Raw genomic sequence first — 12235 nt, 5'->3', positions numbered from 1 at the left:
CTTGCCGCGGCCTTGTGATTCAATTCCGGCTGATGTATAGGCTCGCCGACCGTTTTAGAAGCCGTGGCTCCTCAATAGCTGCGGCTTCGAGTTTTAAAAAGGGGCGCATCGACGCAGGCTTCAGCCCGTCGGCAGCATCCGGCAGCCAGGAACAGAACCATGAAGACCGACATTCATCCCGACTACCACACCATCAAGGTCGTCATGACCGACGGCACCGAATACATGACCCGTTCGACCTGGGGCAAGGAAGGCGATACGATGAACCTCGATATCGACCCGACCACTCATCCGGCCTGGACCGGCGGCCAGCAGACCCTGCTCGACCGCGGTGGCCGCCTGTCGAAGTTCAAGAAGCGTTTCGAAGGTTTCGGCCTCTAGGCACTGGCGTTTCGCTGATCGAGAAACCCGCCTTCGTGGCGGGTTTTTTGTTGATTGGGCCTCAGCGGCAATCATCTCAGGTTTGGTGTTGCCCCTCACCCTTACCCTCTCCCCGTGAAGAACGGGAAGTGGCGTCGCCGGCGCTGGAGTTTCCCCTCTCCCGTCACTAACGGGGAGAAGGTGCCGGCAAGCAGATGAGGGGCAGCGCCCCGCTTCCGCAGTTGAATCGCCACCACCTAACGGCCTGTCCCTACGAGCACGGCGGCCTACCCGTCCACCAGCTCGCGCAGCGCCATTCGCTTGTAAGCGGCAACCAGCCTGTCGCCTTCTTCTCGCCCGACCGAGATCGCCAGCCGCATGGCCGCTTCGCCCATCTGCCAGATGAGAAACGCCGTCGCGTCCAGCGCCGCCGGATCGGCGTCAGGCCGCAGCCGCTTCAGCACTGCGGTGAGGAATTCGGCGTTGGCCCGGCTGTCGGCGAGCTCGAGGTCGCGCAACGCCTTGTCGGCCTGCGTGCCCGACCAGATATCGCGCATCACCGGCTCCGCCAGGAACATTCCGTAGTAGGTATCCACCAGTTCCGAAAACGCCTTGCACAGGCCTTCGGCGTCATTGACCTCCGCCAGTGCCGTGGCAATGCAGGCCTGGCTTTCCGCGGTGTAGCGCTCGGCCAGCGCCCAGATGATCGCCCGCTTGTCCGGGAAGAACTGGTAGAGCGAGCCGATCGACACGCCTGCCCTCTCGGCTACCTCTCCCATGCGCATGGCGTCGCTGCCTTGCTCGGCGATCAGCGCCGAGGCGGCGGCCAGCATCCGCTCGACCCGCTCGCGGCTGCGCTGCTGGCTCGGTGCCCGGCGCGGCGATGCGATCTGGCCGTCCTGTGAATCCGATACGGCAGAGCCTTCCATCACTGTCTCCCGACGAACAATCAACAAATTGGCTTGACTCGCAAAATACGAGGATTTATCACGTTTCGCAAATGTGAGGATTACTCACATTTCAATTGAGGAAAATCGACATGAACCCTATTGTAACGAAGCCAACTTTGATCCTCGGCGGCACCGGCAAGACCGGCCGTCGCCTTGCCGAGCGGTTGACGGCGCGGGGCCTGCCGGTACGGATAGGCTCGCGCTCGGGCACGCCACCCATGAGTTGTCGGCCGAGTTCGCGTGGCTGCTCAAAGAACTGTTCACCGAAGTCCTCGACGGCCGCAACGAGTCGCTGACAGACGGCATCGAGCGCGTGCTCGGCCGCGCCCCAAAGGACTTTTCCGCCTACGCAACCGAAACCGCCTCGACCGGCATCTGGAGCAACTGACATGATCATGAAACTGCTTCCCACCCTCACTTTCGTCGCTGCCATTGGCTCAGGCGTTGTCGGCGGCGTTTTCTTCGCCTTCTCCAACTTTATCATGCCGGCGCTCGCCCGCTTGCCTGCCGGAGGCGGCATCGCCGCCATGAATTCGATCAACATTACCGTGATTACGCCGGCATTCATGACCGCGCTTTTCGGCACCGGGCTGGTCTGTCTTGTCCTTGCCGCCGGCGCTCTTATCGGCTGGAGCCAACCGGGTGCATTCTGGCTCCTCGCCGGCGCCCTGATCTACCTCGTCGGCAACCCGATCGTGACGATGATGTTCAACGTGCCGCTCAACAACGCCCTGGCCGCCGTCGATCCGGCAAGCGCCAACGGCGCCGCGGTATGGGCCACTTATCTCAGGGACTGGGTGATGTGGAACCATGTCCGAACCACCACCGCCATCGTGGCGCTGGGCTGCTTCATCTTCGCATGGCGGTGAATGCAGGACGGAAGTGTAGAAGGCCTTCAGGCAGGGTCTTTTGACTTATCGCCCTTGCGGTCGGCATGGCCCAGATCGCGATCCGGATCGATGACGTCGCGAACCAGTTGCTTGAGCTTTGCGGCGTCGGGAAAACCGCCGTCCCGCTTGCGGTCCCAGACCAGCGTGTCATTGCAGGAAATGGTGAAGATGCCGCCGGTGCCGGGCACCAGCGTCACTTCGCCCAGATCGGTGCCAAAGGTCGACAGCAGCTCCTGCGCCATCCAGCCGGCCCTGAGCAGCCACAGGCACTGGGTGCAATAGGTGATGCGGATTGTGGGCAGCGCGTGTTGGATCATGCCGCGCTGAGCTTCGCCAAGGTCTCCTCGTCGACCTCGAAATTGGCGTAGACGCTCTGCACGTCGTCGTCGTCTTCGAGCGTCGCGACCAGCTTCATCAGCGATTGTGCCCGCTCCTCGTCGACCGCGATATTGGTCTGCGGCTTCCAGATCGGCTTCACCGATTCAGCCTCGCCGAGTGCGCCTTCCAGCGCCTTCGACACTTCCCCGAGATTCTCGAAGGCGCAATAGATCGTGTGGCCTTCCTCGTCCGACTGGACATCGTCGGCGCCAGCCTCGATCGCTGCGTCCATCACCTTCTCGGCGCTGCCGGCCGATGCCGGATAGTAGATCTCGCCGACGCGGTCCCACATGAACGAAACCGAGCCGGTCTCGCCCATCGCCCCGCCGGCTTTGGTGAAGGCAGCGCGCACATTTGACGCCGAGCGGTTGCGGTTGTCGGTCAGCGCCTCGACGATCAGCGCGACGCCGCCTGGCCCGTAACCCTCGTAGCGAACGGCTTCGTAGGTCTCGGCGTCGCCCATCGACGCCTTGTTGATGGCGCGCTGGATGTTGTCCTTCGGCATCGACACCGCCTTGGCGTTCTGCACCGCAAGGCGCAGGCGCGGGTTCATCGATGGATCGGGCGTGCCGCTCTTGGCGGCGACGGTGATTTCGCGCGCCAGCTTGGAAAACATTTTCGATCGCACCGCATCCTGGCGGCCCTTGCGATGCATGATGTTCTTGAACTGTGAATGGCCAGCCATGGCACCCCTGTCGTTTTCTCGGCTAGAGCATCTGCGGCCTGGTGAACCACCCGGCGCCTTGCAAAATGCTCGAATTCAAAACTTCAGAACGTCCTGCTGCGTCCGGACGGACGTACGGCGCTCTCTGTCGGAATGGCCGGCTTATAGATAAATCGGCTCAATTCGTCCAGCCGCGCCATTGCGTCGGACACGCAAGGGTCTCAAGGCCCGAAACTGGCAGGCTTCGGCAACCTTTCATCCCTCAAGATCGGATTTCAGCCGGTCGAGGATGCTGATCGCGTGCGTGGCATATTGACTGATCCAGCGGTCGTGGATGTGCTTGATCGGCAGCGCGTTGAGATGGTTCCAGCGTTCGCGCCCCTCGCGGCGCACCACGACTAGGTCGGCCTCCTCCAGCACCTTCAGATGCAGCATGACCGTGCAGCGGTCCATGTCTGGGAAGGCATCGCACAGCATGCCGGTGGTCTGCGGCGCATCCTTCAGCCGGTCCAGCAACGCACGCCGGCGCGGATGCGCCAGCGCCTTGAAAACATTGTCGTCCTGCGCCGTGCTTGACATGTTATGTTTTTATAACATAATGCCGTTGCATTCAAGGAAGGAGCTGTGGATATGTCTCTTGGATTCAGGGTTTCTGGCCGCATCGGCAAACCCGTCGCCGAAGTCTTCGATGCGGTCGTCAATCCGAAGAAGCTCAGCGGCTACTTCACCACGATCGGCGGCGCCAGCGCACCGCTGCTGGCGGGCGCCACCGTCATCTGGTGGGGCAAGGTTCCCGTGGAGGTCGACAAGGTGGAGAAAGACAGCCGCATCGTGCTGCGCTGGGATGCGACCGACGCCGACGGCGAGCCCGCCTACAAGACCCGCATCGAGATGAATTTCGAGCCGCTCGACGACGGCGGCACCTTCGTCACCATCGCCGAAACCGGCTGGCACGAGGACGCGGTCGGCCTGAAGAAATCTTACCTCAATTGCGAGGGCTGGTCGCAGATGCTGGCCTGCATGAAGGCCTATGTCGAATACGGCATCAATCTGCGCGACGGCTATTACCGCAGCGAGATGAAGGGCGAGCCGGCCAACGAGAACAACATCTGAGAGCAAATGGAGTAAGAATGACCGCGAAGATCACCGGCGGCATCAACATCGCGATGAAAGTCCCGCCGCATCAATACCAGGCAACGATCGCCTTCTATCGCGACGTCATCGGCCTGAAGCCATTCACGGCCAAACCGCCGGCCGTCGGCTTCGAACTCGGTCCCAATCGACTGTGGATCGACGAGGCGCCGATGATGAGCCAGGCCGAGATATGGCTGGAACTGTTCACCGATGATTTTCCGGCCGCAGCGGAGCATCTCGCCAAGGCCGGTGTCGTGCGCTGCGACGCCATCGAGGCACTGGGTGAAGGCTTTCGCGGCGGCTGGATCACCAACCCGGCCGACATCATTCACCTGGTGCGCGAACCCGATGCCTGGTGAACAGGCGGCACCGTGGAAAGGAGGACGATATGGAAATCCGCGAAACACCGACCGCCGAAGCCGGCATGCTGATAAGGCGGCCGGTCGCCGACGTATTCGAGGCCTTCGTCGATCCGGCGATCACGACGAAGTTCTGGTTCACCCATGGCAGCGACAGGTTGGACAGCGGCAAGGAAATCCATTGGGAATGGCGCATGTATGGCGTCTCGACGACGGTCAATATCAGTGAGATCGTCGAAAACAAGAAGATCGTCATGCAATGGAGCGATCCGCCGACCACGGTGGTGTGGACCTTTACCGAGATGCCGGGCGCCACGACCTTTGTCGAGGTCCGCAATTTCGGCTTTGTCGGCAGCCGCGATGAGCAGGTCACGCAGGCGATCGACTCGACCGGCGGTTTTGCGCTGGTGTTCGCCGGCGCCAAGGCGTGGCTGGAGCAAGGCGTGATGCTAGGCCTGATCGGCGACCGCCATCCGAAAGGCGTGCCGGGGCATTAGGTCAGCCGCGGTGGGTCATCCTCAGTGCCCGCCGCCCTTTGCCTTCTTCCGCCGCCGCGCCAGCATGTTGAGCCCTTCGACCAGGGCCGAAAAACCCATGGCGGCGTAGATATAGCCTTTCGGCACATGGTAACCCATGCCGTCGGCGATCAGCGTCATGCCGATCATCAGCAGGAAGCCCAGCGCCAGCATGACGATGCTGGGGTTCTTGGCGATGAAATCGGCCAGCGGCCCGGCCGCCAGCATCATCACGCTCACCGCCACGATCACCGCGATGTACATGATCGCGATTTCGTCGGTCATGCCGACGGCGGTGATGATCGAGTCGATCGAGAAGACGAGGTCGAGCAGCAATATCTGGAAAATCGCGCCGGCCAGCGAAAGCTGCAGCGTCTCGCCCATCATCGTGTCCTGGTGATCATCGAGATCGACCGTGTGGTGGATCTCCTTGGTCGCCTTCCAGACGAGAAACAGGCCGCCGGCGATCAGGATCAGGTCGCGCCATGAAAACCCGTGGCCGAAGGCGGTGAATATAGGCGTCGTCAGTTGGACGATGATCGAGATGGTGGCCAGCAGGATCAGCCGCATCACCAGCGCGGCGGAGATGCCGAGCCGCCGGGCGCGGGCTCGCTGCGCTACCGGCAATTTGTTGGTCAGGATCGAGATGAAGATCAGATTGTCGATGCCGAGCACGACCTCCAGCACGATCAGCGTCAGCAGCGCGACCCACGCAGTCGGGTCGGAGACAAAGGCGAAATGCGGCGCCAGGAATTCGACTAGCTGCATGGAGGTCGTCCCCTCTACGATCTAGAGCAGTTTCGCCGGCAATTGGGTATTGCAAGCGTCTATATCAATGTCACGACCAGAAGGATGGAGCCGTTTCCTCGAGCCGCGGGCCGCGGCGAAACGGCGCGATCCGTTCGGTCAGGCCGCTACGGTCGGAAATGTCGACGCCGACGCCGCACAATGTCGCAGGTCCCGTCGACGCCTCGAAGCGGCCCTTCGGCACCTTGGACAAGAACCGGTTGAGCGGCTCCTCCTTGTCCATGCCGAGCGAGGAATCGTAATCGCCGCACATGCCGGCATCGGAAATATAACCGGTGCCGCCATTGAGGATCTGGTGATCGCCGGTCGGCTGATGCGTGTGGGTGCCGACAACAAGACTGGCACGGCCGTCGACGAAATGAGCGAAGCACATTTTTTCCGAGGTCGCCTCGGCATGGAAATCGATGACGATTGCATCGGCCTGCTCGCCAAGCGGACAAGCGGCAAGTTCGCGCTCGCCGGCCTGGAACGGATCGTCGAGCTCGGGATGCATGAACACCCGACCCATGATGTTGGCGACCAGCACGCGCGCGCCGTTCCTGGCGATATAGACGCCTGAGCCGCGCCCCGGCGTACCCTTAGGGAAATTGGACGGGCGCAGGAAGCGCTCTTCGCGCGGCGCGAAAATCAGCGCATCGCGCTGGTCCCAGACATGGTTGCCGGTGGTGACGACATCGGCGCCGGCCGAGATCGTCTCGCGAAAAATCTCCTCGGTGATGCCGAAGCCTCCGGCGGCGTTCTCGCCATTGACGATGACGAAGTCGAGTTTGAAATCCGAGATCAGGCCGGGCAGTTGTTCCCACACCGCCGTACGTCCTGTCTTGCCGACCATGTCGCCGAGGAAGAGAAGTCTCATATAAGCGCGATCCCGAACCGAAGGTCAGCGAAGCAAAAAGCTGCATGACTTTCGGAAAAGACCATGCGTCCAGGAACTTATCTACAATTTCGGCGCGAACCGGCGCAACCCGCTCTCGGTGAGTATTTCGGGAATGATCACGTCATGCGGCTCGTCCGGCACCAGGGCCACCTCCTGGCAGTCGAAGGCAATGCCGATCAGCCGCGGCTTCTGGCCCTTGTCGGCCAGCCGCCCGATCGCCCGATCATAATAGCCTGCGCCGTACCCGATTCGGTGCCCGCGCGCATCGAAGGCGGCAAGCGGCACCAGCATAAGCTGCGGATCGAGCACCTCGGCTTCCTCATGCGGCCCGACTGTGCCGAAACCCATGTCGATCATCGGCGCGCCGCGCACCAGTTCGCGAAAAACGATGGTGGTCTTGTCGAGGATGGCCGGCAGGCAGAGCCTTGCCCCCTTCTCGCGCAGGGCAAACATCAGCGGCCGGACGTCGACTTCCGAGCGCATCGGCCAGAAACCGGAGACGATCTGGCCCAGCTCGACCGTGATCCGGTCGCGCGCGGTCTCGGCCATTTCGAGTGCTGCCTCCACACGCCAGAAAGGATCGAGCGCATCGCGGCGCCCGAGGGCTTGGTTGCGGAGATTTTTTTTCAGGTCTTTTGGGGATGTCATGCGCCGACGGTAGCAAAGGTCCGATTTGGATGGAGTTTTACGAGTGACGTTTTGGAGGAGCGGGGCGAACTTGTCGTTCGTGAGCACCGCACAAAGCGGCGCGACGACAATATCCGCCAGATGGCCTTTTCGATAGGTGACGATCCACACAACCGGTGGAGAGAGCGATCCCGGGAACCTACAAAGTAGGTGGGCGCCGTATGAGAAAACCCACGGGTCTTCCCAGGGACAGCTCCCTAGGGATCATTAAGGCCCCGGGGAAAATGTTCTCCTGCCGGGAAGCGCAGACCGTCATGCCCAATATAGGCTGACGCCAGACCAAGCGCCAGAGAGGCGACATGTTTCGAGGCGTAATTCGACGCAGAACCCCTCGGCGAGGGCCGCGCCGGTAGATCCCCGCTTCGCCAGCGGCGCCTTGCACAGCGAAGGCCGCGTCCTTAGGGTCGCGCGATGGACCCGGGAGCAAAAATGCGTTTCGAAGGCACGGCGGCCTATGTTGCCGACAAGGATCTGATGGTGGCGGTCAACGCGGCGATCGCGCTTGAGCGGCCATTGCTGGTCAAGGGCGAGCCCGGCACCGGCAAGACCGAACTTGCCCGTCAGGTGGCGGCAGCGCTCGGCCTGGATCTGATCGAGTGGCACGTCAAATCGACCACGCGGGCGCAGCAGGGCCTCTATGAATATGATGCCGTCTCGCGGCTGCGCGACAGTCAGCTCGGCGACGAGCGCTTCAACGACATCCGCAATTACATCAAGCGCGGCAAGCTGTGGGACGCCTTTGCCGCCGGCAAGAAGGTGGTGCTTCTGATCGACGAGATCGACAAGGCCGATATCGAATTCCCCAACGATCTGTTGCAGGAACTGGATAGGATGGAGTTCTTTGTCTACGAGACCGGCGAGACCGTCCGCGCCACCGTCCGGCCGATCGTCATCATCACCTCCAACAACGAAAAAGAGCTGCCGGACGCCTTCCTGCGCCGCTGCTTCTTCCACTACATCCGCTTTCCCGACGTCGAGACGCTGCACAAAATTGTCGACGTGCACTATCCCGGCATCAAGCAGAACCTGGTGCGCGCCGCACTCACGCAATTCTATGAAATCCGTGACGTGCCAGGCCTCAAGAAGAAGCCGTCGACCTCCGAGGCACTCGACTGGATCCGCCTGCTGGTTGCCGACGACATCGCGCCCGAAGACCTGCGCGCCGACGCGAGGAACGCGCTGCCCAAGCTGCACGGTGCGCTTTTGAAGAACGAACAGGACGTGCATCTGTTCGAGCGCCTGGCCTTCATGGCGAGACGGCAAGGGTGAGGGGCGGTCGACGAAAGCCGCCGGACAGCGCTTTCCCGTCGTTGGACCGTTGCCGCCAGCGAGGCGTGAAGACAGCTTCGTGTTGCCGAATTCAGAGGAAATGAAATGACCGAGATCACCGTCCGCCCGCTTGCGCAATCCGACCATGCCGACTGGCGGCGTCTGTGGACCGCCTATCTCACCTTTTACGAAACCAAGCTGCCGGAAGACGTTTACGCCGTCACCTGGAAGCGGCTGTTCACGGCGGGCGAGTTCGAGCCAAAGGGTTTTATCGCCACCCTCGATGGCAAGGCCGTCGGCCTGACGCACTATCTCTACCATCGCTCCTGCTGGTCGCAGATAAATAACTGTTATCTACAGGACCTGTTCGCCGACCCCGATGTGCGCGGCAAGGGCGTCGGCGCCGCCCTGATCGAAGCGGTCAAGCAGGAAGCCGGCAAGATCGGCGTCAAGAACGTCTACTGGATGACGCACGAAACCAACACCACCGCACGCAAGCTCTACGACCACGTGGCGCGCAGGACCGGCTTTATCGAATATGATCTGCTCTGATGAAGCCAACGATTGAAATAATCACCTGTGCGCAATATATTGCGCATGATCAGGGGCGACAGTGCCGCTGATCGAGACCAACACGCGCAAGATTGTCACGAGGCCGTGACCGCTGGGTGAACGTAGGCGGCGGCAAACACGAGAAGTACGAGCATCCGGAAAGGCCGGAGATCATGATTATCGTGCCGCGGCATCGCGAACAATCTCTGGGTGTTGCGCGGTCGATCGCCCGGCTTGTTGGATGGATTTAAGGACGAATCATGACGCACTATGTCGGAATTCTTGACGGCGCAGATGAAGTCTGGGGAGTGCGGGTGCCTGATCTTCCCGGATGTCACGGCGGTGGCGCAAGTCCCGAAGAGGCGATAGCCGATGCGACTTCTGCCGTTCGCGAATGGGCAGAGACACGAATGGCGAAGAACTTGCCCTTGCCCGCCGCGCGCACTGTGGCAGATCTGCTCCGACTGGGCGAAGTCGATAGCGCTGCCGGTGAATCCGCCGTGATGATCCCTGTGCTGATCGATTCCGGACGGCCTGTCCGGGCCAATCTGTCGCTCGACGCAGGTCTTTTGGCGGCAATCGACGAAGAAGCGGGTCGGCGTGGTCTGACGCGTTCCGCCTTTATCGCCAGCGCCGCACGGGAGAAGATCGAGGGACACAGATAAAGTCGGACCATGTTCATCCCCTTCTTCCTCGAACTGAAGGCAGCGCGGGTTCCGGTCTCGCTCCGCGAATATCTGTCGCTGCTGGAGGGGTTGGAAGCCGGGCTGGTCGACTATGATGTCGAGGGCTTTTACTATCTCGCCCGCGCCGCGCTGGTGAAGGACGAGCGCCACATCGACCGCTTCGACCAGGTCTTTTCGCACATCTTCAAAGGTGTCGAGACGCTGGCTGGCGAAAACGCGGTCGATGTCGAAAACATCCCTGAGGAATGGCTGCGGAGGCTCGCTGAAAACCACCTGTCGGACGAGGAGAAAAAACTGGTCGAGGCGCTGGGTGGCTTCGAAAAGCTGATGGAGACGCTGAAGAAGCGGCTGGAGGAACAAAAGAGCCGGCATCAGGGCGGTTCGAAATGGATCGGCACCGGCGGCACCTCGCCCTTCGGCGCCTATGGCTACAATCCCGAAGGCGTGCGCATCGGCCAGCACGAAAGCCGCAACCGCCGCGCGGTAAAAGTCTGGGACAGGCGCGAGTTCAGGAATTTCGACGATGCCGTCGAGCTCGGCACCCGCAACATCAAGGTCGCGCTGAAGCGGTTGCGCCGCTGGGTGCGCGAAGGCGCCGAAGAGGAATTCGACCTGCCTGGCACCATCCACGCCACCGCCGAGCACGGTTATCTTGACGTCAAGACACAACCCGAACGTCGCAATGCCGTGAAGCTGCTGATGTTCTTCGATGTTGGCGGCTCGATGGACGACCATATCAGGAGTGTCGAGGAGTTGTTTTCGGCCGCCCGCGCCGAGTTCCGCCAGCTCGAATATTTCTACTTCCACAACTGCCTCTACGAAGGCGTGTGGAAGGATAATCGCCGCCGCCATGCCGAGGTGATTCCGACCTTCGACCTCATCTATAAATATGGCCCCGACTACAAGGTGATCGTCGTCGGCGACGCCTCGATGAGTCCCTATGAGATCGCCCATCCCGGCGGCTCGGTCGAGCACTGGAACCAGGAGGCCGGCGCGGTCTGGCTCGGCAGGCTGCTGCAGCAATGGCCGAACGCCATTTGGCTCAATCCGGAAGACGCGAAGAACTGGGGCTATACCCATTCCATTGCCATGATCCGCGATATCTTTGGCGGCCGCATGTTTCCGCTGACGCTCGCCGGCCTCGAAGCCGCGACGAAGCAACTTTCAAGGAAGCACTGAATGGATCCACGCAAAACAGGACGGTCGACCTGTTTCCTTTGCCTGCAATGCGGTGTCCAGTTCGCGGCGACAGCGACGCCGCCGCAACATTGCCCGATCTGCGAAGACGAGCGGCAATATGTGCGCTGGGAGGGCCAGGCCTGGATCACGCCGGAAGAGCTCGCGGCCGGCCATCGGATCGTGATGAGGGACGACGCCGGCGTGCTCGCCTTCGGCATAGAGCCGCGCTTCGCCATCGGCCAGCGGGCGTTGCTGGCGCAAACGCCGCACGGCAATGTGCTGTGGGACTGCATCTCGATGGTCAGCGACGAGGCGGTGGCCGAGATCAACCGCCGGGGCGGCCTGGCCGCCATCGCCATTTCGCATTGCCATTATCATTCGGCAATGGTCGAGTGGAGCGAGGCGTTTGGCGGCGTGCCGATTTATCTGCATGCCGATGATCGTCAGTGGATCATGCGGCCGCATCCGGCGATCATCAGCTGGGAAGGCGAAACGCGCGCCATAAACCCGTCGCTGACGCTCATCCGCTGCGGCGGCCACTTTGCCGGTGGCCAGGTGCTGCACTGGAAGCGCGACGGCGGCAATGCCATGCTGGCCGGCGACATCCTGCAGGTGACGCCTACGCGCCGTCATGTCAGCTTCATGTACAGCTACCCGAACTATATCCCGCTCAACGCGACGAAAGTGCTCGGCATCAAGGCCGCGCTGGAGCCTTTCACGTTCGACCATATCTACGGCGCATGGTGGAACCAGAATGTCATCGGAGACGCAAAGGCGGCATTTTCAGCATCGGTTGCGCGCTATCTCGCGGCCCTCGCCTGAGGAATTCGTCGCAGCAGGATAGGAAATACGAGCAAACGCCGTAACAAATGCCTATTTCAGGCGAAGTTGGGAAGGCAACCCAAATAGCGACATAAGCTAAGAGGAA

Annotated in this window: 17 protein-coding genes, 1 other RNA gene and 1 pseudogene; 11 read left to right on the top strand and 8 right to left on the bottom strand. The window is 61.5% G+C overall.

The features are described 5' to 3' along the window. Positions 1–159 precede the first annotated feature (159 nt). Positions 160–381 (top strand): 50S ribosomal protein L31, encoded by a 222-nt coding sequence (gene rpmE / locus NKJ35_RS18435; RefSeq protein ID WP_006327661.1) that lies wholly within the window; start codon positions 160–162, stop codon positions 379–381. 266 nt (positions 382–647) lie between these two features. Here the strand turns inward: rpmE and NKJ35_RS18430 are convergent, their stop codons facing one another. Next, positions 648–1289 carry a TetR/AcrR family transcriptional regulator gene (locus NKJ35_RS18430; protein ID WP_352649000.1) on the bottom strand — a complete coding sequence of 214 codons (642 nt, stop codon included), beginning with the start codon at positions 1287–1289 and terminating at the stop codon, positions 648–650. A 232-nt stretch (positions 1290–1521) separates the two neighbouring features. Here NKJ35_RS18430 and NKJ35_RS18425 point away from each other — a divergent pair. Both NKJ35_RS18425 and NKJ35_RS18420 read left to right on the top strand, forming a co-directional pair. Next, positions 1522–1698 (top strand): annotated as a pseudogene (locus NKJ35_RS18425) (NmrA family transcriptional regulator); the annotation flags it as partial. Position 1699: 1 nt separating this feature from the next. Then, the gene (locus tag NKJ35_RS18420) at positions 1700–2179 is read left to right on the top strand and encodes an anthrone oxygenase family protein (RefSeq protein WP_352648998.1); all 480 of its coding nucleotides are present in this window, start codon (positions 1700–1702) and stop codon (positions 2177–2179) included. Positions 2180–2205: 26 nt separating this feature from the next. On the opposite strand, the gene NKJ35_RS18415 is transcribed toward NKJ35_RS18420, so the two are convergent. From NKJ35_RS18415 to NKJ35_RS18405, 3 genes are all read right to left on the bottom strand, one after another. Then, positions 2206–2517 carry an Rdx family protein gene (locus NKJ35_RS18415; RefSeq protein ID WP_352648996.1) on the bottom strand — a complete coding sequence of 104 codons (312 nt, stop codon included), beginning with the start codon at positions 2515–2517 and terminating at the stop codon, positions 2206–2208. Next, positions 2514–3263: a YebC/PmpR family DNA-binding transcriptional regulator gene (locus NKJ35_RS18410; protein WP_023678028.1), complete on the bottom strand. Its 750-nt coding sequence runs from the start codon at positions 3261–3263 to the stop codon at positions 2514–2516. Before NKJ35_RS18410 ends, NKJ35_RS18415 begins: the two co-directional genes overlap by 4 nt. 234 nt (positions 3264–3497) lie before the next feature. Then, positions 3498–3821: an ArsR/SmtB family transcription factor gene (locus tag NKJ35_RS18405; protein WP_254816436.1), complete on the bottom strand. Its 324-nt coding sequence runs from the start codon at positions 3819–3821 to the stop codon at positions 3498–3500. A gap of 51 nt (positions 3822–3872) precedes the next feature. Between NKJ35_RS18405 and NKJ35_RS18400 the strand changes: the two genes are divergently transcribed. The 3 genes from NKJ35_RS18400 to NKJ35_RS18390 are packed head-to-tail and all read left to right on the top strand — an operon-like array spanning position 3873 to position 5232. Then, entirely contained in the window at positions 3873–4355 is a 483-nt protein-coding gene (locus tag NKJ35_RS18400; RefSeq protein WP_254816435.1) for an SRPBCC domain-containing protein, read from the top strand. A 17-nt stretch (positions 4356–4372) separates the two neighbouring features. Beyond that, positions 4373–4735: a VOC family protein gene (locus tag NKJ35_RS18395; protein WP_352479626.1), complete on the top strand. Its 363-nt coding sequence runs from the start codon at positions 4373–4375 to the stop codon at positions 4733–4735. A gap of 29 nt (positions 4736–4764) precedes the next feature. Next, on the top strand, positions 4765–5232 hold the full coding sequence (locus tag NKJ35_RS18390) for an SRPBCC family protein (RefSeq protein ID WP_352648993.1): 468 nt from the start codon (positions 4765–4767) through the stop codon (positions 5230–5232). Positions 5233–5253: 21 nt separating this feature from the next. On the opposite strand, the gene NKJ35_RS18385 is transcribed toward NKJ35_RS18390, so the two are convergent. The 4 genes from NKJ35_RS18385 to ssrS all read right to left on the bottom strand — a co-directional run bounded on the left by NKJ35_RS18385 (position 5254) and on the right by ssrS (position 7875). Further along, a complete protein-coding gene (locus tag NKJ35_RS18385) occupies positions 5254–6018 on the bottom strand; it encodes a TerC family protein (RefSeq protein WP_254816433.1) in 765 nt (254 codons plus the stop codon). A 70-nt stretch (positions 6019–6088) separates the two neighbouring features. Continuing rightward, complete coding sequence (locus tag NKJ35_RS18380) at positions 6089–6913, bottom strand: TIGR00282 family metallophosphoesterase (RefSeq protein WP_023678036.1); 825 nt, start codon at positions 6911–6913, stop codon at positions 6089–6091. 81 nt (positions 6914–6994) lie between these two features. After that, positions 6995–7582, bottom strand: coding sequence for a 5-formyltetrahydrofolate cyclo-ligase (locus tag NKJ35_RS18375; RefSeq protein ID WP_352648991.1), 588 nt, complete (start codon positions 7580–7582; stop codon positions 6995–6997). A 137-nt stretch (positions 7583–7719) separates the two neighbouring features. Next, positions 7720–7875: non-coding RNA, 6S RNA (gene ssrS, locus NKJ35_RS18370), on the bottom strand. Between the two features lie 175 nt (positions 7876–8050). Here ssrS and NKJ35_RS18365 point away from each other — a divergent pair. The 5 genes from NKJ35_RS18365 to NKJ35_RS18345 all read left to right on the top strand — a co-directional run bounded on the left by NKJ35_RS18365 (position 8051) and on the right by NKJ35_RS18345 (position 12129). Continuing rightward, positions 8051–8890, top strand: coding sequence for an AAA family ATPase (locus NKJ35_RS18365; RefSeq protein ID WP_352648989.1), 840 nt, complete (start codon positions 8051–8053; stop codon positions 8888–8890). A 105-nt stretch (positions 8891–8995) separates the two neighbouring features. Further along, a complete protein-coding gene (locus NKJ35_RS18360) occupies positions 8996–9442 on the top strand; it encodes a GNAT family N-acetyltransferase (protein ID WP_254816430.1) in 447 nt (148 codons plus the stop codon). A gap of 260 nt (positions 9443–9702) precedes the next feature. Next, positions 9703–10107 (top strand): type II toxin-antitoxin system HicB family antitoxin, encoded by a 405-nt coding sequence (locus tag NKJ35_RS18355; RefSeq protein WP_254816428.1) that lies wholly within the window; start codon positions 9703–9705, stop codon positions 10105–10107. Positions 10108–10116: 9 nt separating this feature from the next. Beyond that, a complete protein-coding gene (locus NKJ35_RS18350; protein WP_352648987.1) occupies positions 10117–11307 on the top strand; it encodes a vWA domain-containing protein in 1191 nt (396 codons plus the stop codon). Beyond that, positions 11308–12129: an MBL fold metallo-hydrolase gene (locus NKJ35_RS18345; RefSeq protein WP_352648986.1), complete on the top strand. Its 822-nt coding sequence runs from the start codon at positions 11308–11310 to the stop codon at positions 12127–12129. Positions 12130–12235 lie beyond the last annotated feature (106 nt).

This window comes from Mesorhizobium sp. M0136 (assembly GCF_040322515.1).
Lineage (GTDB): Bacteria > Pseudomonadota > Alphaproteobacteria > Rhizobiales > Rhizobiaceae > Mesorhizobium.
This window is presented reverse-complemented; position numbering and strand designations above follow the sequence as displayed.